This window comes from Subtercola boreus (assembly GCF_003399635.1).
GTDB lineage: Bacteria > Actinomycetota > Actinomycetes > Actinomycetales > Microbacteriaceae > Subtercola > Subtercola boreus_B.
Map to the genome: position 1 here is coordinate 317,807 of NZ_NBXB01000029.1, position 18,442 is coordinate 336,248.

The window sequence follows — 18,442 nt, forward strand, 5'->3', positions numbered from 1 at the left end:
GCTGAACCTTCCCACACCGACGGTGGGCTGAACCTGACCGCCGGCTGTACGAACCAACCATCCGGGCCCCTGCTCCGAACCACTCCCGCACAAACACAGCAAACACAGCAATCACCACAAACACAGCAGCAACACAGCAAGCAACACAGCCAGCAACACCGTGCAGCATATGTCGCAGTCACACGCAGCCAAGAGGGAGTTCCGGTGCTCACAGTCATCGTCATCGCAAAAGAGTGTGTTCCCGGGCGGGTGAAGACCCGGTTGGCCCCCGACCTCACCTTCGAACAGGCTGCAGCCGTCGCATCCGCGAGTCTCGCCGACACCCTCGACGTCGTACGTGGGCTTCCCGCAGAGCGTCGCATCCTCGCGTTCGACGGCGACCCGGCGAATGCGCCCGTCGAAGCAGAGGGGTTCGAGCTGATTCCGCAGGCAGAAGGCGGCCTGGATGCCCGACTCGCCGACATCTTCTCGAAGTGCGAGGGGCCCACTCTGCTGGTCGGCATGGACACTCCCCAGCTCCTCCGCAGCGACCTCGAGCCCATTCTCAGCTGGCCGCAGGGTGTGGACTCAGAGCTCCCCGACGCCTGGCTCGGGCTCTCCACCGATGGCGGGTTCTGGGCGCTGGCCATGGCCAACCCCGACGGCAGCGTCATCGAGGGCGTCCCCATGTCCCAGGACGACACCGGCAGCATCCAGCTCGACCGCTTGCACCAGGCCGGCCTCACTGTCGGTCTGCTCGCGAGCCTCACCGATGTCGACACGGCACAGGATGCCGCGCTCGTGGCTTCCCTCGCACCCGAGGGCCGGTTCGCGGCGGCCTGGCGAGCAGCCGGGTCGGAGAACGCGGCACCCACCCGCACAGCACGAGACCTCGCGGGAGCACGAGCATGACGCCCACCTTCGGCGCCGGCGGCGGCGAACCGTACGCCCGCGCCCTGCAGAACGACGGCCAGCTGTTGCTCGTACCCGTCGGCGCGCCCGATTCACGGTCGCTGGTGATGGATGTCGCCCGCTGGAGTTCCGCGGCCGACGCCACAGACATGAGCCTCATCGAGGAGGGAACCGGGCCCCTGCTCGACATCGGCTGCGGGCCTGGCCGGATGGTCAGGGCGGCACTCACCGCGGGATACAGCGCCCTCGGTATTGACGTCTCGCGCGCGGCTGTCGGAGTCGCCCTCGCCGCCGGCGTGCCGGTGCTCGAGGCCTCGGTCTTCGACCGCCTCCCGCTTGAGGGCGAATGGATGACGCTGCTGCTGGTCGACGGAAACATCGGTATCGGCGGCGATCCGACCGCACTGCTCGAACGGTGCGCCGAACTCCTGTCACCCACCGGCTGTGTGCTCGTCGAGGTGCAGCGGGATCCGACGCTCGACCGCACCTATGACTGCACGGTCGTGGGTGACGATGGTTGCGCGAGCGCCTCGTTCCCGTGGGCCGAGATCGGCAGTTCCGCCCTCGCTGCCCGTGCCGCAGAGGTCGGTCTCACCCCGGTGCAGACCTGGACTCGTGACGGGCGGTCATTCTGCCGCCTCGAGCGCCAGAGCCGACCGTAGCAAAGCTGACAGCAGCAGAGCTGACCGCAGCAATACTGAGCATTCCCGAGGAATCTCCGGTAAAAACACCGCAGTGACCAGCTGCGCGGGTTCGGATACGGCAACATAGGGTGACGATTGCTGACTGAAGGGCACCCGGCCGCGAATGAGACTGACACATTCTTTGACAGCGCTGTGGCTCACAGCGCTATCCGGAGCAACGCTGTCCGGAGCAACTTTGTCCGGAGCAACGCCGTCCGGAGCAGCGCAGTGAGCGCGCCCGACCTGCAGGTGCGCCACGGCCGGCTGCAGGCGAGACGTCCCGCAGGTGTCATGTTCCGCATCGTGCTGGCTGTCGTTGCGGTGCTCGCCGTCAGTTCCACCTCGGTGGCCGCCATCGCTGTGGCACAGACTCTCGGTCGTGCGCAGCCGGGCATCCAACTCCAGACCGCGACGGGCGAGAACGCACCGGCCGTCGCCATCGGGGCTGCGGAGGGCAGTGTCAACCTGCTGCTCGTCGGCACCGACACCCGCACCGACCAGGGCGCCGGCTTCGAAGACTCTGCCAACCAGATCGCCAGCTCCGGCGTCGGCAACAACGACGTGACGATCCTGCTGCACATCTCGGCCGACCACAAGAGCGCTGCCGTCATCAGCTTTCCACGCGACCTCGTGGGCCCGGTTCCCGCCTGCCCCGACCCCAAGGGATCGGGCACCATCGACGCCACCGACGCCGCGATCTTCAACTCCACCCTGTCGCGCGGCGGAATCTCCTGCACCGTGCTCACCGTCGAGGCCCTGACCGGCCTGACGATCCCGTACGCCGCCGAGATCAGCTTCTCCGGTGTGTCGGCGATGTCCACCGCCGTCGGCGGCGTCACCGTCTGCCTCGCCTCGCCGGTCGTCGACTCCTACACCGGCCTCGACCTCCAGGCCGGCAACCAGAACCTGATCGGCGACGAGGCACTCGCCTTCGTTCGTACCCGCCACGGCGTCGCAGACGGCAGCGACCTCGGCCGCATCAGCAACCAGCAGGTCTTCCTGTCTGCGCTCATGCGCAAGGTCACCAGCGCCGGCGTGCTCGCCAACCCGGTGACGCTCTACCAGCTCGCGAACGCGGCCCTCGCGAATATGAAGATGTCGACGAGCCTCAACAACGCGAACTCGATGGTCTCGATCGCCCTCGCCCTGAAGGACGTCGACCTCAAGCAGCTCGTCTTCGTTCAGTACCCGGTGGTCGCCGACCCCGACGACCCGAACCGTGTGGTCGCCGACAAGACTGCCGCAGAGGTGCTCAATGCCGCACTGGTGAACAACCAGCCGATCTCCCTCACCGGCGGAACGGGCGAGGCCGCGACCAGCGACCCCAACGCCACTCCGACCGACACGGCAGTGCCGACCAACACGGCAGTGCCGACCGACGGTGCGACGACGGCGCCCGCGCCGACCTCGACCGACGTTGCCCTGCCCTCGAACGTGACCGGCCAGACTGCAGCCGACGAGACCTGTACTGTCGGCAACTAGCCGATCTGCCGGGCGGCGTTCTGCCGGGCGGCGTTCTGCCGGGCGGCGTTCTGCCGGGCGACGTTCTGCCGGGCAGCCTTCTAGCGGGCGACGTTCCGGCGCCCGGCGACCCGCAGGTACACCACGCAGACCCCCGCCGTCAGCACGGCGAGGCCGAGCCACATGAAGCCCAGCCGGGCCGCGTAGTCGAACGGCAGCACCGTGTCGTTCGCGATCGGCAACGTCTTCGCGTAGAACTCCGGCACCACGAGCAGCATCAGCAGGCATCCGGTGACGATTCCGCCCTGGATGATCGCCAGAACCACCTTCGACACCCGTCGACCGGCGTGCCTGGCCACCACGCCGATGAGGAACACGACCGGCGACAGGATCGCGTCGTGCAGGATGATCGCCCCGAGCATCCACGCCGCCACGCCGAGGATCGCGGGCAGATCCTGTTTCGAGACCAGCACGACGGCGCCGAGCACCAGGCCGAGCACCCCCACACCGATCAGGATCGTTCGGGTCAGCCGCATCGTGCGGGCGCTCATTCCGGGCCCACTCAGCTCGCGTCCGCTCATGACAGCACCTCCAGCTTGCTCAGCCATTTCGTCTGCAGCACACCGGGGCGCCCGGGCGCGATCATCCGCGCTGGATACCCGTGGTCGATGTCGAGTGTCTCGCCGTTCAGCGTCAGCGCCACGAGGGTGGTGTTGTCGGCCACGTACTCCGACCCCATCTGGGTGACTCGGTAGCCACCCTCCTTCTCGAGACTGGTGATGCGGAGGGCCGCGCTCTGGCCCGCGTCGACCTGCCGGACGAGCTCCTTCAGCCGCACGCCCGTCCAGGTGGCCATCTGGCTCCAGCCCTCGACACAGGCGATCGGCAGGTCGACGGTGGTCTGCGGCATCGCGAGCAGCTCGGCGCGGCTGAACGACAGAGTGCGGGATCCGTTGCTCAGAGTGAGCGCCCAGTCCGGTGCCGTCGCCGTCTCGGTGACCTGTGCGGCGGTGGCGGTGCGGTTGATGGGCACCGACTGCGGCCCGATCCCCTTCACCCGCGGTGCGAACAGGTTGAACGGTCTCAGCAGCGCGAAGGACTGCCCGGCGGTCAGCACAACGACCGCGGCCACGCCGACGCCGACGGTGACCAGGAAGCCCCGCCGACTCGTGGATGCCCGGGTGCGGGACTGCCCGAGAGGCTCGGGCTCATCGGCGGGAACGGCCGGCGTCGCGGGTGCGTCGGGGGCGACATCCACCGCCCGGAGCGGCACGACGCCCTCGGCGGGCGCGGCGTCGATCCAGCGGAACAGCCGCCCCGTCAGCCCGGACACCTGGCGCGCGCCCGGCACCTTCTGAAGCGGTGCCGGCAGCGCGTCCACGAGCGGAGCATTGATCTCGGCGCGCTCCTCCTCATCGAAGGCGAGCTCGGGGCCGTAACCGTCGCGCTTCCGCCAATACTTTGCGATGATCGGCAGTTTCACGCCGATATGGATGGCGAGCGATCCGATGATCACGAACGACAGCGCGAAGTGCACCTCGCGGAAGCCGAACGGCCACGGGTAGAACTGGTAGGTGTTCAGCAGCCCGATGGTGATCTCGACCAGCGACGCCCCCACGAAGACGGCGATGGATGCCCGGGCGAGCAGACTGCCGATACCCGTGATCGGCGGGGTCTCGAACAGGTTCGGGAACACGGTGTAGAGCTTTGCCAGAATCAGCGGGAAGCAGGCGATCCCGGCGGTGATGTGAATGCCCTGCGTGAACTGGTAGAGGTTGCTCGGGAACGTCGGGAAGTGCATCCAGGGCAGCGGTTCCTGCAGGAAGTGGCTGTAGAGCCCGGTGCCGAAGCAGACCAGGAAGGCCAGGGCGAGCAGGCGGCCGATCACCACCGCGAGCCGCGGATTGCGGGTGGGCACGGCGACGGCGTGCTGGAGGGTGAGAAGCAGTCGGCGCATGGTCTCTCTTCGGAGCGGGACACCGAAGTGGTGGCTCTGGCCCCATGATAGGCGTTGTGCGTATTCTGCTGACGGCCATCATCCTCGTTGCGATGGCCGCGCTCACCGTGTTCTCGATCACCGCGGTCGGCTTCTTCGACCCGTCGGATGCCGGGGGCATCTTCTGGTGCACAGCAGGCCTCTGGGCGCTCTACGCCCTGGCGCTCTGGTCGGTCAGGAAGGTGCCCGCGAGGGCGGCGATCGTGCTCGTGATCGCCGGATCGGCCCTGCTCGGCGGCAGCGCGCTCGCCGGACCGCCGAACACCAGCACCGACTCCGCCCGCTACGCCTGGGACGGGATCGTGCAGCTCGGCGGCGTCTCCCCCTATACCCACGTGCCTGCCGACGACGCTCTGGCCGAATTCCGCACCGACTGGCTGTTCCCGGCGACAGTGGACGACGCCGACGGGCACCCGCAGTGCGAGGGGCCCCGCGTGGGGCGCACGCTGAGCATTCCCTCCTTCGTGGTGACCTGCACGACCATCAACCGGCCACAGGTCAACACGATCTATCCGCCGGCTGCCGAACTCTATTTCGCGGGCGTCAGAGCCACCGTTCCGGCGAGCGTCGGCTACACGCCGTTCCAGGTCGCCGGCGCCCTCATCCTCATCGGGGTGAGCATCGCGCTGGTTCTCGCCCTGCGCCGACGCGGCATCGACCCGCGCTGGGCCGCAATCTGGGCCTGGAGCCCCTTCGTTGCCACGGAGGCGGTGACGAATTCGCATGTGGACGCCCTCGCGGCGCTGCTGCTGCTCATCGCCACCCTCGTCCTCTCCCGGGCGGGAACGGGCGTCAGGCGGGTCGATCTTTCGCGCAGCGTTCTCGGCGGAATCAGCCTCGGCGTCGCCATCGCAGTGAAGCTCGTGCCGGTCATCGGCGTTCCCGCGATCCTCCGGCGGCATCCGTTCAGCGTCTCGATCTCCGCCGTTCTGACCTTCGCCGCCCTCTACGTGCCCTACATCCTGTCGACCGGCATTGCGGTGATCGGTTTTCTGCCCGGGTACCTCAGCGAGGAAGGATATGACGACGGCAGCCGGTTCGCTCTGTTGTCGATCGTCGCCCCCGGGCTCGGATCGCTGGTGCTGGCGGCGATCCTTCTGCTCGTGACCGCCCTGCTCGTATTCCGCTTCACCGACCAGGACAGTCCGTGGTTCGGCCAGGTCGTGATGATAGGGGTGACCATGCTCGTCGTCACGCCGAGCTACTCCTGGTACGCACTGCTGATGGTGCCGTTCGTCGCGCTCACCCGGCGGTGGGAATGGATGCTCGTTCCCCTCGCCCTCACCGTGCAGCTGCTGGCACCCACGCTGGCGGTGGCACGGATCTCATTCGCGGCCGCCATCGTGGGCATCCTGATCGTCACGGTGTTGAGACGGCGCACCGGCGGCCTCGGCGGCAGCCCCCGACCGACAGCGAACCTGAGCGTGACCTGAGAACGAAAATCCATACCCATCCGATTTGCGGGGGGTGGCGAACTCATAGCGTCAGGCAATCACCGACACAAACGGGTTTCGACTCCGTCAGTTCTTGTCCCGGCGGATGTGTGGCTCCGGCTACACGTGAACCGGTACATCAACTCCTTTGACGTACCCGAAACCCACCCACAGAAAAGGATGTCCATCATGCGCAACTTCAAGAAGGTCTCGATCGCCATCGCCGCTTCGGGGCTGCTCGCTTTCTCGCTCGCCGCCTGCTCCACGTCTTCCACCACGTCTTCTTCGCCCTCCGCTTCGGCGTCGGCTTCGACCAACGGAACGCCGCTTGCGAGCATCCCCGCCCTCTCGGGCAAGGACACGGCCGTCACGGTCGACGCTGGCTTCCTCGCAGCACTGAAGAGCCTCGGCCTCACCCCCGGCGTGATCGGCACCGCGACCCTGTCCACCGCTGGCGTGCTCGACTTCCCGATCACGGGCGGAAACGTCAAGTACTACGACCCGAACGAGTCCTTCCGTCCGTACGTCCAGGGCTCCATCGAGCACAAGGGCTCGGGCCTCAGCCTGACCGGTGGCGGCATCGAGGTCGACCTGACCAACTTCACGATCGACCCCGGAACCTCGAAGCTCTACGGTGACGTTGCCGCCAATGGTGCAGATGTCGCCAAGCAGGCTTTCCTGTTCGACCTCGACGGTTCGACCCTGAAGCCCCTGCAGACCTCGGGTAGCACCGCGATCCTCGAGGGCACCACGGTCCACGTGTCGGCTGACGCTGCTGCGCTGCTGAACAAGACCTACGGCACGACCGCCGTCAAGGAAGGCCTGCTCGTCGGTGTCGCCAAGATCACGGTGAACACCAAGTAGTAACTGCTTCTCCCCGCATCACACAGCATTCGAAAGGCCCCGGCGCATTGCGCCGGGGCCTTTCTCTGTTGATGGGCATTTGTTGCTTCGGAACGGTATTCGGTGCTCCTCTCCTCCACACGAGCGGTTCGTTGCGTTGCTGTAAACATTCGGCCGAATTGACCGGCCGCGTTCTCCGGGTGTGTTAAGACTGGTTACACAGCAAACAGCAAACCGAAAGAGGTAGACACCCATGTCCTCCGCATTCCATCGAAAGCGCGTGCTCGCGGTCTCCGCCGCACTCGCCGTCTCGGCCCTCGCCCTGGCCGGCTGCTCCGGCTCCAACTCCGGCGGGTCCGCCTCCGGCGGCACGTCCTCCGGCTCGATCACCATCGGCACGACCGACAAGATCACCACCATCGATCCGGCCGGCTCCTACGACAACGGTTCGTTCGCCGTCGAGAACCAGATCTACCCCTTCCTCGTCAATTCCCCGCTCGGTAGCCCGGATGTGAAGCCCGACATCGCCGTCTCGGCCGACTTCACCTCCCCCACCGAGTTCACGGTCAAGCTCAAGCCCGGGCTGAAGTTCGTGAACGGCAACGACCTCACCTCTTCCGACGTGAAGTTCAGCTTCGACCGCATCGTCGCGATCGCCGATGAGAACGGCCCGTCGTCCCTGCTCGGCAACCTCGCGAGCGTTGCTGCACCCGACCCCACCACCGTGGTCTTCACCCTGAAGAACGCGAACGACCAGACCTTCGCCCAGGTCCTCTCGAGCCCGGCCGGCCCGATCGTCGACGAGCAGGTCTTCTCGGCCACCGCGCTGACCCCCGACAACGACATCGTCAAGGGTCACCCGTTCGCCGGGCAGTACGACATCTCGAGCTACGACTTCAACAACACCATCCAGTACAAGGCGAACCCGAACTACCAGGGACTGCTCGGAGCACCGAAGACCGAGACCGTCAACGTCAAGTACTATGCAGAGGCTCCGAACCTCAAGCTCGACATCCAGCAGAACAACATCGACGTCGCGTATCGCAGCCTCTCGGCCACCGACATCGCCGACCTGTCGACGAACAGCAAGGTGAAGGTCGTCGACGGTCCCGGCGGCGAGATCCGCTACATCGTCTTCAACTTCAACACGATGCCGTACGGTGCCACCACATCCGAGGCCGACCCGGCCAAGTCGCTCGCCGTGCGCAAGGCCGTGGCCGACCTGATCGACCGTGACGCCATCGCCTCGCAGGTCTACAAGAACACGTACACACCGCTGTACTCCTACGTTCCCGCCGGACTCACCGGTGCGACCACCGTCCTGAAAGACCTCTACGGAGACGGAACGGGCAAGCCCAGCGCCGACAAGGCGAAGTCGACCCTCGCTGCCGCCGGTGTAACCGGGCCGGTCACGCTGAACCTTCAGTACGTCTCCGAGCACTATGGTCCCTCGTCAGGCGACGAGTACGCGCTGATCAAAGACCAGCTCGAGTCGAGCGGCCTGTTCACGGTCAACCTGCAGACGACCGACTACGTGCAGTACTCGAAGGACCGCACGGCAGACGTCTACCCGGAGTACCAGCTCGGCTGGTTCCCCGACTACTCGGACGCTGACAACTACCTGACGCCGTTCTTCTCCGCCGACAACTTCCTCGCGAACCACTACGAGAACACCGCCGTGCAGGACGAGATCACCAAGCAGCTCAGCGAGACCGACCCCGCGGCACGCCAGAAGGAGGTCGAGGACATCCAGGCCAAGGTCGCGGCCGACCTCTCGACGATCCCCTACCTCCAGGGCTCGCAGGTCGCCGTCGTCGGCTCGAACGTGAACGGTGCTGCCGATACGCTCGACGCGTCGTTCAAGTTCCGCTACGGAGCTCTCTCGAAGAGCTAGGCACTCCGCACCACTCGGGGGGCGATCCGGATCCAGCGGATCGCCCCCCTTCTCTGCAGTCTCCGAACGACCTGTACTCTCTGTACCAACCTGCCCACCACTGACGATTGGCACCCATGACAGCGACTGTTCCAGCTGTTGGCGCACCCGCCCCCAGCCCGACCTCCAGGCCCACTGCCAGGCGGCGCCTACCCGGCGGGGGGCTCGGCCGCTACATCGTGGTGCGGTTCCTGCTGATCATCCCCACCATCTTCATCCTCGTCACGCTCGTCTTCTTCCTGATGCGCGCCACAGGCGACCCGATCACGGCGGCTCTCGGCGGCCGCCTGAGCGGCGCGCAGCTGCAGGAGCGCATCCACGCGGCCGGGTACGACCGGCCCATCCTCGTGCAGTACTTCGAGTACCTCGGCCAGATCGTGACCGGCAACTTCGGCACGAGCATCAGCGACAACCGCCCCATCACGACCATCCTCGCGACCTACGGGGTCGCGACGCTGGAGCTGGCGTTCTACGCCCTCATCGTCGCCTTCATCGTCGGCATCCCGCTCGGGATGCTCGCCGCGTACTTCCGCGACAAGGGCCAGGACGCCGTGCTCCGCGTCTTCGCCATCCTCTGCTACGCGACGCCGGTCTTCTTCGCGGGCATCCTGCTGAAGCTCGTCTTCTCCGTCTGGCTGAACGTGCTGCCGGTGGCGGGGCGGGCATCCACCTCGTCAGAACTCGAAATGCAGTTCCTGCCGAACAAGACGGGCATCTACCTGATCGACGCCTTCCAGACCGGCGACCCGGCGGTGATCAGTGATGTGCTCATGCATGCCATCCTTCCGGCGATCGCGCTCGGTCTGCTCACAGCCGGCGTGTTCCTCCGCCTGGTCAGAACGAACGTCATCGGCACACTCTCGACGGACTACGTGGATGCGGCGCGTTCGCGGGGTGTCAGCGAGTTCCGTCTCGTACGGAAGCACGCCTACAAGCCGGCCCTCATCCCGATCATCACGGTGATCGGCCTGCAGATCGCCCTGCTGCTGGGCGGGGCCGTGCTCACAGAGTCGACCTTCGAGTGGAAGGGCCTCGGCTTCCAGCTCGCCCAGTACCTCGCTGCCCGCGACTTCGTCGCCGTGCAGGGCATCGTCGCCCTGCTCGCCGTCATCGTCGCCGTGACCAACTTCATCGTCGACATCATCGCCGCCCTCATCGACCCGCGAGTGAGGTACTGACCATGACGAACTCCCCGACGCGTACGAAGTCCACGCCCACCTCCACGAGGCTCCCACGGCCCGCGAGACGCTCGCTGCTCTCCCGCCTCCCCGTCGTACACCAGCTCCGCCAGAGTGTCGGCCTCCAACGCGGGATGCTCGTCGCCGGCCTCATCATCACCGGCGTCTTCATCATCTGCGCGGTCTTCGCGCAGTTCATCGCCCCCTACGGTTTCGCGCAGCTCCGCGGCCCGGACGGCCAGTTCGGCGCCCAGCTGCCACCGAGCCCCGAACACCTCTGGGGCACCACCGTCGGCGGGTACGACGTGTTCTCCCGGGTGATCTGGGGCGCGCAGACCGCTCTCGAAGTGATGATCGTGGCCATCGTGCTCTCGATCTTCCTCGGCGTCTTCCTCGGGCTCGTGTCCGGGTACTTCGGCGGCTGGCTGGACCGGATCCTCGTGGTGCTGGCCGACGCGATCTATGCGTTCCCGTCGCTGCTGCTGGCCATCGTGATGTCGATCGTCATCTCGGGCGGCCAGTCGAACCTCTACGGCGGCATCCTCGCGGCGGCGATCTCGATCACCGTGGTGTACATCCCGCAGTACTTCCGCGTCATCCGGGCGGAGACCGTGCGTATCAAGGGCGAGGCCTTCGTGGAGTCGGCAAAGGTCATCGGGGCCTCGAACGCCCGCATCATGGTGCGGCACGTCCTCCGGAACTCCACCCGCACCCTCCCCCTGATCTTCACCCTGAATGCCTCGGAGGCCGTACTCACCCTCGCGGGGCTCGGCTTCCTCGGTTTCGGAATCGAACCGACGGCCGCAGCCGAATGGGGCTACGACCTGAACAAGTCGCTCTCGGACGTGACAAGCGGCATCTGGTGGACAGCTGTCTTCCCGGGTCTCGCCATCGTCCTCTCGGTGCTCGGCGTCACCCTCGTGGGCGAGAGCCTGAACGATCTCGCCGACCCACGCCTCCGGGGTCGACGCGCAGTGGCAGCGGCCGCGGGTGACGTTGCCGCCACCTCGGTGGTTCCCGGCGGCACTCTGGAAGCCGGTCTCGGCGGGCTCTCGGGGCTCGAAGGCTGCGGTGACTTCGACGACAGCGGTACGAGAACACACACGGACACCTCACACACCGACACCTCCCAGCCGGAAAGGCGCCAGCCATGAGCGGCCAGCAGAAGACCATCGTCTCCATCGAGAATCTCGAAGTCTCCTTCTCCACAGACGCCGGGGCGATCAAGGCCGTCGACCGGGTCAGTCTCGAGGTGGCCGCGGGCGAGGTGCTTGCCATCGTCGGCGAGAGCGGGTCAGGCAAGACCGTCACCGCGAAGTCGATCCTCGGCCTCCTGCCGGAGACCGCGACCGCGCGGGGTGCGATCATCCTCTCGAGCCGCGACGGCGGCGGCGCACCCGGGGCCGGCAGTTCACACAACAACGATGTGCTGAGCCTGTCGAAGAAGCAGCTCCGCGGCATCCGGGGTTCCGATGTGTCGATGGTCTTCCAGGAACCCTCGACGGCGCTGAACCCGGTCTACACCGTCGGCTGGCAGATCGCCGAGGGGCTTCGCGCACATGGGAAGTACACGCGCGCAGAGGCGAAGGCCAAGGCGATCGACATCCTCGGCCGCGTCGGCATCCCCGACCCCGAGACGCGGGTGAACTACTACCCGCACCAGTTCTCGGGTGGCCAGAAGCAGCGCGTCGTCATCGCGCAGGCGCTCGTGCTCGATCCGGGGCTGATCGTGGCCGACGAGCCGACGACCGCCCTTGACGTCACCGTACAGGCCGAGATCCTCGACCTGCTGCGCCGCTGCCGCGACGAGTTCGGCACCGCCATCGTTCTGATCACCCACAACATGGGTGTCGTCGCAGACCTCGCCGACCGGGTCGCCGTCATGTACCAGGGTGAGGTGGTCGAGCAGGCCGACGCCGTCACCCTGTTCTCCGATCCCCAGAACGACTACACGAAGAAGCTTCTGGCCTCCGTGCCGCACATCGGCCAGGGGGCACTCCAGACAGTAGAACGGGCATCCGCTCGCGCAACCGACTGGCAGAACGCCACTCCGGTCGTCGTCGCCTCGGGCCTCCGCATCGAGTACCCGGGTCGTTTCGGTCGTGGCGGATTCGTCGCGGTCGACGGGGTCGACTTCGAGATCCGGGCGGGCGAAGTGCTTGGCCTGGTCGGCGAGAGCGGATCGGGCAAGACCACCATCGGCCGTGCCATCGGCGGACTCACCCGCGTGACCGGCGGCTCCCTGAAGGTGCTCGATCACGAGATGAACGGCATCCGCGAGCGCGTCTTCAAGAAGGTGCGGAGCGACATCGGCTTCGTGTTCCAGGATCCCGCCTCGAGTTTCAATCCCCTGCTCACCATCGCCGACTGCGTGGCCGAACCGCTGGTCGTGCACGGCCGTGCCGGCAACCCCCGTGAAGCCAGGGCCCGCGTCGACGAGCTCCTGGAGGCGGTGCAGCTCCCGAAGAGCTACGGCGACCGTTACCCCCACGAACTCTCGGGCGGTCAACGGCAACGGGCAAGCCTTGCCCGCGCCATCGCACTGGAACCGGCACTGCTGATCGCCGACGAACCCACCTCCGCGCTCGACGTTTCGGTGCAGGCCAGGGTTCTCGAGCTCTTCGCCGAGCTGCAGCGCGAGTTCGGGTTCGCCGCGCTCTTCATCAGCCATGACCTCGCCGTGGTCGATCTGCTGGCCGACCGCATCGCGGTGCTCTACAAGGGCAAGCTCGTCGAGGAGGGAACCGGTTCGGAGGTGCTCGGCTCGCCGAAACACCCCTACACCCAGCGCCTGCTCGCATCGCTGCCCGTGCCCGATCCGGTCGAGCAGGCGTCACGGCGCGAGGCACTGCGGGCGCTTCGCGCCGATGAGGCTCGCGCGGCCGGCACCTCGTAAACTGTCTGCCGTGAACCAGACGCCTGCTGCCAGCCAGACCGTGACCCTCAGCGCTGCCGGTGCCGAGTTCACGGCGTATGTCGCGACGCCGCAGATCCCGGCGGAACAGTACAGGGGTGCCGTCATGGTCATCCACGAGGTCTGGGGGCTCGTCGACCACATCCGGAGCGTTGCAGACCGGTACGCGGCCGAGGGGTACCTGACCATTGCGCCCGATCTGATGGACGACCTCGGCGCGTCATCCGGCGAAGCCGACGAACTGCAGCGACAGCTGGTCAGCGCCGACCCCGCTGAGCTCGCTGCGGGCCAGGAACGCCTCCGCGAGCTGATGGCTCCCATCACGGACCCCGCCTTCGCGACCCGGGCCATCCACCGGCTGATCGCCGCCGTCGACCACCTCCACCGGCAGGAGGCTGTCGACGGCCGGATCGCTGTCACCGGGTTCAGCTTCGGCGGCAGCTATGCCTTCAGCCTCGCCGTCGCCGACTCGCGGGTGCGAGCATCCATCCCCTTCTACGCCTACGTGAACCTGCCCAGGGAGCTGCTCGGCGAGATCGCCTGTCCGATCCTGTACTTCGTCGGTGAAGACGACCCGGCCCTCTTCCTGGCGTTGCCGGGCCTGACCGCGCAGATGAAAGCTGCGCACGTCGATTTCACCGCGATCGCCTATCGGAACACCGGTCACGCCTTCTTCAACGAGTCGAACGCGCACGCTTACCGCAAGGACGCAGCGCAGGACGCCTGGAAGAAGAGCCTCGCCTTCCTGGCCAAGAACCTCGCGCCGACTCGCTGACACAACCACCCGCTGACGACCTGAGGGAAGATGACCGGATGAGCGCCTTCGACCTGGTACGGCGAGCGTTCGGCTGGTCGCTGAAACCTCCGCCCGTGAGCGAGCAACCACCAGACGACGTGGCCGTCGACACGTCGATCCTGACCATGCTCCGCACCCTCGGCATCGCGATGCTCGCGTCGAGCCAGGCGACGAACGATGTGGAGTCGACGCTCTACGAGATCGCCGAAACGTACCATCTGACCGGCATTCGCATCGCAGTACTGCCGACTCTCGTGGTGTTGCAGCTCGACAGCATCCCCTCCGTCGCGGTCGACACGGGCACCATCAGCACAGCCCGCATCGCGGCCGGACTTGCCGACGACGTGCGCGCCGCGAGCGGTCGCGGCAGTGCACACAGCGGCATCGGAGACCCCGTGCGAGCCGGTCGCACCGATCTCGACACCGTTTCCTCCCTCTCCGTGCGGCTCGACCAGGCCGCGTCCATCGACGAGTTGGTGAACGAAGCGCGGCTCGGCCGGTTGAACCCCGACGATGCGGCGACGAGGTTTGCGATCATCCGGTCGTCCCGTCCGCGTTTCCCGGCGTGGATGATCGTGATCGGGCACACCGTGCTGTGCCTCGGTTTCGGGCTCACCCTGAACCCGACACTCTCGGCGGTACCGGCCTACGTGCTGCTCGGGGCGATCGTGGGGCTGATGCTGCTCCTCGGCCGGAAACTCCCCACCCTCGCCAGTGCGATGCCGGTCTTCGCTGCGTTCATTGTGACCATCGTCACCGTGCTGTTCCTCACCGGGCCGGCGAGCGGCGATCCGCTGCGGCTGATCACCCCGGCGCTGGTGAGCTTTCTGCCGGGACTCACCCTGACTGTCGCCTCGATCGAACTCACCAGCAACCAGATCATCGCCGGCGCGAGCCGCATCGTCTACGGAGTCGCTCAGCTTCTGCTGCTCACCTTCGGGGTCATCGCCGGCTTCACGGTCACGGCGAGTGTCACGGTGCTGAGCGTCGGAGTGCAACTGGGCTGGTGGACCTCGGTGCTCGGTGTCGCTCTGGTCGCCGCCGGCTACGTGCTGTTCCTGTCGGCACCGAAGAGGTCGTTCCTCTGGATCCTGCTCGCGCTGTTCGTGGCCTATGGGGCCCAGTCCCTCGGAGCGATCGCCATCGGTCCGCAGCTCGGTGGATTCGTCGGCGCCCTGGTGATCGTGCCGATCAGTCGGCTCTTCGCGCGCTTCCGCACAGCACCACCAGCCACCGTCATGACCCTCGCCTCGTTCTGGCTGCTGGTTCCCGGCGCGCTCGGCTTCATCGGCATCAGTGAAACGGCAACGGAGAGCGCAGGCAGCGCCGCCACCATCGTGAACACCGCGCTCTCGCTCTTCTCGATCGCGCTCGGCATCCTCGTCGGGACGGGTCTCACCCGCGACTTCGACCGCGCGCGGCGAGCCAGACGAGCGCTGCGAGGAGGTCGCTGAGCGTCACTTCAGCGGCAGCAGGAACCCGTCGTCGATGAGCTTCCGGATGCGCGGAAGCACGTCGTCGATCAGCACGGCCTCCTCCACCTCGAGCAGATGGGCGATCGCGCCGCACAGCTGCCCGAGCGTGAGATCCCCATCGCAGGCACCCACGAGCGCGGCCAACGCCGTGTCGAGAGAGACAGTTCGGGCGAACCCGCTGCCCTGCCGGAGCGTCATCACCGTCGGATTCTCCTGCCCCGGCCAGTAGTGGCGCTCCTCTGTCACATCGGAGGCGTAGGTCACCACCGAGGTGAGCAGACCGGCGTCGCCGAGCGTCGCCTGCCAGTCGTGACCCTCCAGCGCGGCCTGGAAGTACTCACCCAACCCGGCAGGATTGTCACCCCACCCGCCATGGAGCGTCTCGTAGCGCGCGAGTCTCCCGCCTGTGCCGGCGAGGGGCGCACGCAACAGCACGTAGCCGAAACCGACCCGCGTGACGTGCCGTGAATCGAAGTCGTCGAGCCACGCTTCGTACAGCTCGTCGAACTGGCGGGTTCCGGGGCGGGTGCCGCCGTCACGGATCCACGTCTCGGCGTACAGAGCGGCATCCTGCAGCTCGCGTTCGATGACCCAGGCGTCGAGACCCGTCGGCTCGATCCAGCCCCGCACCCGGTCGAGGCCCGAGTCGGCGGAAGCTACGTGGTACTCCCAATTGCCGAGAAGCTGCGCAGTGCCGCCGGGTGTCAGATGCTCGCCGGCCTCACGGATGACCGTCTGCACCAGCGCGTCACCGACTAGCCCGCCATCGCGGTACTCATACAGCGGCACGCCCTCCCGCCGCGGAGTGATGACAAACGGCGGGTTGGAGACGATCTGGTCGAAACGTTCATCCAGAACCGGCTCGAAGAGACTCCCCAGCCGGAACTCGATGTTGTCTACCGCGTTCAGCTCGGCATTCAGTCCTGCCAGCCAGAGCGCCCGTTCGGAGATGTCGGTGGCGACCACCCGGCGCGCGTGACGGGATGCGTGCAGCGCCTGGATGCCGCAGCCGGTGCCGAGGTCGAGCGCCGAGTCGACGGGCGAGCTGATCATGAGTCCGCTGAGGGTGGTGGATGCTCCCCCGATGCCGAGCACGTGATCTTCGCTGAGCGGATGCCCGAGGGCGAGTTCGCCGAGATCGGAGAGGATCCACCAGCTGCCCGCACCGAGCGTGTCGACGAAGCTGTACGGTCGCAGGTCGAGGAGCGCGCGGAGTTTGCCGTCGAGTCTGCCGTCGAGTTGCCCGCTGGGTGCGTCGCCGACCAGTCCTAAGGCTTCGGCGCCCGCACTGCCGAGTTGCGGGAGGGCTCGGTCGACCTCGGCTCGGTCGAGCGGCTCATTCAGGACGAAAAGCGCGGCGAGGGCCTCTGCCCGGGTGAACGGCAGACCATCTGCGCGGCGCCGTGCCAGTGCGCGGAGGGCCGGAAGCCGTTGCCCGCGGAACAGGGCTGCCGCCGCCTCCTCGCCCCACAGCCTGCCAACCGTCTCGACGCTGAACGACGAGGTGATCAGATCGCGGCGGAGGTCGGCGGTGAGAGTGGAGCCCATCACCCCATTCAAGCGCACGCGCCAGCACGTGCTCGACCTGCTGTCGCGCCCTGCGGGCTTGCCGTCGGATGGATGGGTTCTGGATGCGCGTGGCTGGATCGGTGGTGCGGACGGCGGGCGACTCTACGGAACTCGGGTGGTTGGCTGTGGTGGCCGGGTTCAGGGCGCCGGTGGGGTGGCCTGTGGAGGGCGTCGTTCTACCCGGTGTCGCTGTGATGATCATTTTGCAGACCCTCGCCTGATGGATGGTCTGGTGGGTGGTGGCCGGGTTTCCGTTGGCGTGCCCTGTTTTGTTGGCAGGGTCTGGGGGTTTGGTTCCAGTCGAGGGATTGGGGTGGGATGACGTGCGGGGTGCCATTTCGGATGGTCAGTTTCCAGCGTGCTTTGTGCACGTTTGAGTGATGGAAGTGGCAGAGCAGAGCCCCGTTGTCCAGATCCGTCAGGCCGCCCGGGTGTGTTGGGGAAAGCCACCCGTCGACGTGGTGACTCTCACACCAGGACGGTGGTGCGTTGCAGCCTGGCCAGACACACCCGCCGTCCCGGGCTGCCAGGGCCCGGTTCTGGGCGGCGGTGAACAGGCGTCGGGTCTTCCCGTGTTGGAGGACCTGCCCGTGCTGACCGAACAGGGTCGTGATGACATCCGCGTGACAGAGGAGCGCTTCGACGGTGGTGTAGGGGACGGGTTCGGTGAGGCCGTCTATCCAGCCCACACCACGCCCGGAGGTGACGTCGTCGAGGGTGGCGTGCAGGTTCACAGTCGGTGCCGCACCGTTCAGACGCGGCACCGTTGGGTTTTTCGCCCCCAGCTCGATCAGTTGCACAAGACCGTCGGCGCGCTTCTGACCCGCACTCCGGGTATCCACCGTCACAGCATCACCCGGCACACCATCATCGTCGAGCGCATCAGGATCGGGGGTGTCAGGCTGGAACGAGACGATCCGGGGGCTTGTGAACGGTTCGAGGGCGGCGCCGATGATCCCGGCCATCGGGGCTGTCAGCATGCCCGTGATACGAGTCATCCCGGAACAGTGCGGTGTCAGCGTGAGGTACCGGCGCTCATGCAGTTCCGCGTCGCGGGGTTCCGCGCCGTCGGGGTCGAGGTGCTCCCTGTACCGGATCGCGAGATCATCGACCTCACGAACCGAGTACCCGAACCCTCCGACCCGATCCTGCGCATACGACACCAGCCCACCCTCAGCCTCCTCGACCTCCTCGGTGAACCCGACACGGGAAGCCACGTCGGTGAGGCGGCGGGTGATCATCTCCGCAACATCCACCCCAATATCGCCCC

General features: G+C 66.8%; 15 protein-coding genes. 11 read left to right on the forward strand and 4 right to left on the reverse strand.

The genetic code is table 11. From position 1 onward, the window contains the following. Positions 1 to 204: 204 nt before the first annotated feature. From B7R22_RS11395 to B7R22_RS11405, 3 genes are all read left to right on the forward strand, one after another. Positions 205 to 891, forward strand: coding sequence for a TIGR04282 family arsenosugar biosynthesis glycosyltransferase (locus B7R22_RS11395; RefSeq protein WP_116411838.1), 687 nt, complete (start codon positions 205 to 207; stop codon positions 889 to 891). Further along, the gene (locus B7R22_RS11400; RefSeq protein WP_116411839.1) at positions 888 to 1,553 is read left to right on the forward strand and encodes a class I SAM-dependent methyltransferase; all 666 of its coding nucleotides are present in this window, start codon (positions 888 to 890) and stop codon (positions 1,551 to 1,553) included. Before B7R22_RS11395 ends, B7R22_RS11400 begins: the two co-directional genes overlap by 4 nt. Positions 1,554 to 1,802: 249 nt before the next feature. Next, positions 1,803 to 3,056, forward strand: coding sequence for an LCP family glycopolymer transferase (locus B7R22_RS11405; RefSeq protein ID WP_253259026.1), 1,254 nt, complete (start codon positions 1,803 to 1,805; stop codon positions 3,054 to 3,056). 80 nt (positions 3,057 to 3,136) lie between these two features. Here B7R22_RS11405 and B7R22_RS11410 read toward each other — a convergent pair whose 3' ends face one another. Continuing rightward, on the reverse strand, positions 3,137 to 3,616 hold the full coding sequence (locus B7R22_RS11410) for a hypothetical protein (protein ID WP_116411840.1): 480 nt from the start codon (positions 3,614 to 3,616) through the stop codon (positions 3,137 to 3,139). After that, complete coding sequence (locus B7R22_RS11415) at positions 3,613 to 4,992, reverse strand: molybdopterin-dependent oxidoreductase (protein WP_116411841.1); 1,380 nt, start codon at positions 4,990 to 4,992, stop codon at positions 3,613 to 3,615. The genes B7R22_RS11410 and B7R22_RS11415 overlap by 4 nt, the downstream gene beginning before the upstream one ends. 56 nt (positions 4,993 to 5,048) lie before the next feature. On the opposite strand from B7R22_RS11415, the gene B7R22_RS11420 reads away from it, so the two are divergent. From B7R22_RS11420 to B7R22_RS11455, 8 genes are all read left to right on the forward strand, one after another. Continuing rightward, positions 5,049 to 6,464: a glycosyltransferase 87 family protein gene (locus B7R22_RS11420; protein WP_172582324.1), complete on the forward strand. Its 1,416-nt coding sequence runs from the start codon at positions 5,049 to 5,051 to the stop codon at positions 6,462 to 6,464. A gap of 189 nt (positions 6,465 to 6,653) precedes the next feature. Continuing rightward, a complete protein-coding gene (locus B7R22_RS11425) occupies positions 6,654 to 7,328 on the forward strand; it encodes a hypothetical protein (RefSeq protein WP_116411887.1) in 675 nt (224 codons plus the stop codon). Between the two features lie 232 nt (positions 7,329 to 7,560). Further along, positions 7,561 to 9,201: an ABC transporter substrate-binding protein gene (locus B7R22_RS11430; RefSeq protein WP_116411843.1), complete on the forward strand. Its 1,641-nt coding sequence runs from the start codon at positions 7,561 to 7,563 to the stop codon at positions 9,199 to 9,201. 116 nt (positions 9,202 to 9,317) lie between these two features. Further along, a complete protein-coding gene (locus tag B7R22_RS11435) occupies positions 9,318 to 10,418 on the forward strand; it encodes an ABC transporter permease (protein WP_116411844.1) in 1,101 nt (366 codons plus the stop codon). 2 nt (positions 10,419 to 10,420) lie between these two features. Continuing rightward, the gene (locus B7R22_RS11440) at positions 10,421 to 11,572 is read left to right on the forward strand and encodes an ABC transporter permease (RefSeq protein WP_116411845.1); all 1,152 of its coding nucleotides are present in this window, start codon (positions 10,421 to 10,423) and stop codon (positions 11,570 to 11,572) included. After that, complete coding sequence (locus B7R22_RS11445; RefSeq protein ID WP_116411846.1) at positions 11,569 to 13,314, forward strand: ABC transporter ATP-binding protein; 1,746 nt, start codon at positions 11,569 to 11,571, stop codon at positions 13,312 to 13,314. Before B7R22_RS11440 ends, B7R22_RS11445 begins: the two co-directional genes overlap by 4 nt. 10 nt (positions 13,315 to 13,324) lie before the next feature. Continuing rightward, complete coding sequence (locus B7R22_RS11450) at positions 13,325 to 14,107, forward strand: dienelactone hydrolase family protein (protein ID WP_172582325.1); 783 nt, start codon at positions 13,325 to 13,327, stop codon at positions 14,105 to 14,107. 38 nt (positions 14,108 to 14,145) lie between these two features. Beyond that, positions 14,146 to 15,582 carry a threonine/serine ThrE exporter family protein gene (locus B7R22_RS11455; RefSeq protein WP_116411848.1) on the forward strand — a complete coding sequence of 479 codons (1,437 nt, stop codon included), beginning with the start codon at positions 14,146 to 14,148 and terminating at the stop codon, positions 15,580 to 15,582. 3 nt (positions 15,583 to 15,585) lie between these two features. Here the strand turns inward: B7R22_RS11455 and B7R22_RS11460 are convergent, their stop codons facing one another. Then, positions 15,586 to 17,151: a DUF7059 domain-containing protein gene (locus B7R22_RS11460; RefSeq protein WP_116411849.1), complete on the reverse strand. Its 1,566-nt coding sequence runs from the start codon at positions 17,149 to 17,151 to the stop codon at positions 15,586 to 15,588. 197 nt (positions 17,152 to 17,348) lie between these two features. After that, on the reverse strand, positions 17,349 to 18,442 hold a 1,094-nt coding region (locus B7R22_RS11465; RefSeq protein WP_147305361.1), incomplete at its 5' end, for an HNH endonuclease signature motif containing protein.

What these genes read in the sequence shown, in the direction of transcription:
- B7R22_RS11425 (WP_116411887.1), top strand. Translation starts at nt 6,654, where the DNA reads ATGCGCAACTTCAAGAAGGTCTCGATCGCCATCGCCGCTTCGGGGCTG.
- B7R22_RS11435 (WP_116411844.1), top strand. Translation starts at nt 9,318, where the DNA reads ATGACAGCGACTGTTCCAGCTGTTGGCGCACCCGCCCCCAGCCCGACC.
- B7R22_RS11445 (WP_116411846.1), top strand. Translation starts at nt 11,569, where the DNA reads ATGAGCGGCCAGCAGAAGACCATCGTCTCCATCGAGAATCTCGAAGTC.
- B7R22_RS11410 (WP_116411840.1), bottom strand. Translation starts at nt 3,616, where the DNA reads ATGAGCGGACGCGAGCTGAGTGGGCCCGGAATGAGCGCCCGCACGATG.
- B7R22_RS11440 (WP_116411845.1), top strand. Translation starts at nt 10,421, where the DNA reads ATGACGAACTCCCCGACGCGTACGAAGTCCACGCCCACCTCCACGAGG.
- B7R22_RS11415 (WP_116411841.1), bottom strand. Translation starts at nt 4,992, where the DNA reads ATGCGCCGACTGCTTCTCACCCTCCAGCACGCCGTCGCCGTGCCCACC.
- B7R22_RS11460 (WP_116411849.1), bottom strand. Translation starts at nt 17,151, where the DNA reads ATGGGCTCCACTCTCACCGCCGACCTCCGCCGCGATCTGATCACCTCG.
- B7R22_RS11400 (WP_116411839.1), top strand. Translation starts at nt 888, where the DNA reads ATGACGCCCACCTTCGGCGCCGGCGGCGGCGAACCGTACGCCCGCGCC.
- B7R22_RS11455 (WP_116411848.1), top strand. Translation starts at nt 14,146, where the DNA reads ATGAGCGCCTTCGACCTGGTACGGCGAGCGTTCGGCTGGTCGCTGAAA.
- B7R22_RS11430 (WP_116411843.1), top strand. Translation starts at nt 7,561, where the DNA reads ATGTCCTCCGCATTCCATCGAAAGCGCGTGCTCGCGGTCTCCGCCGCA.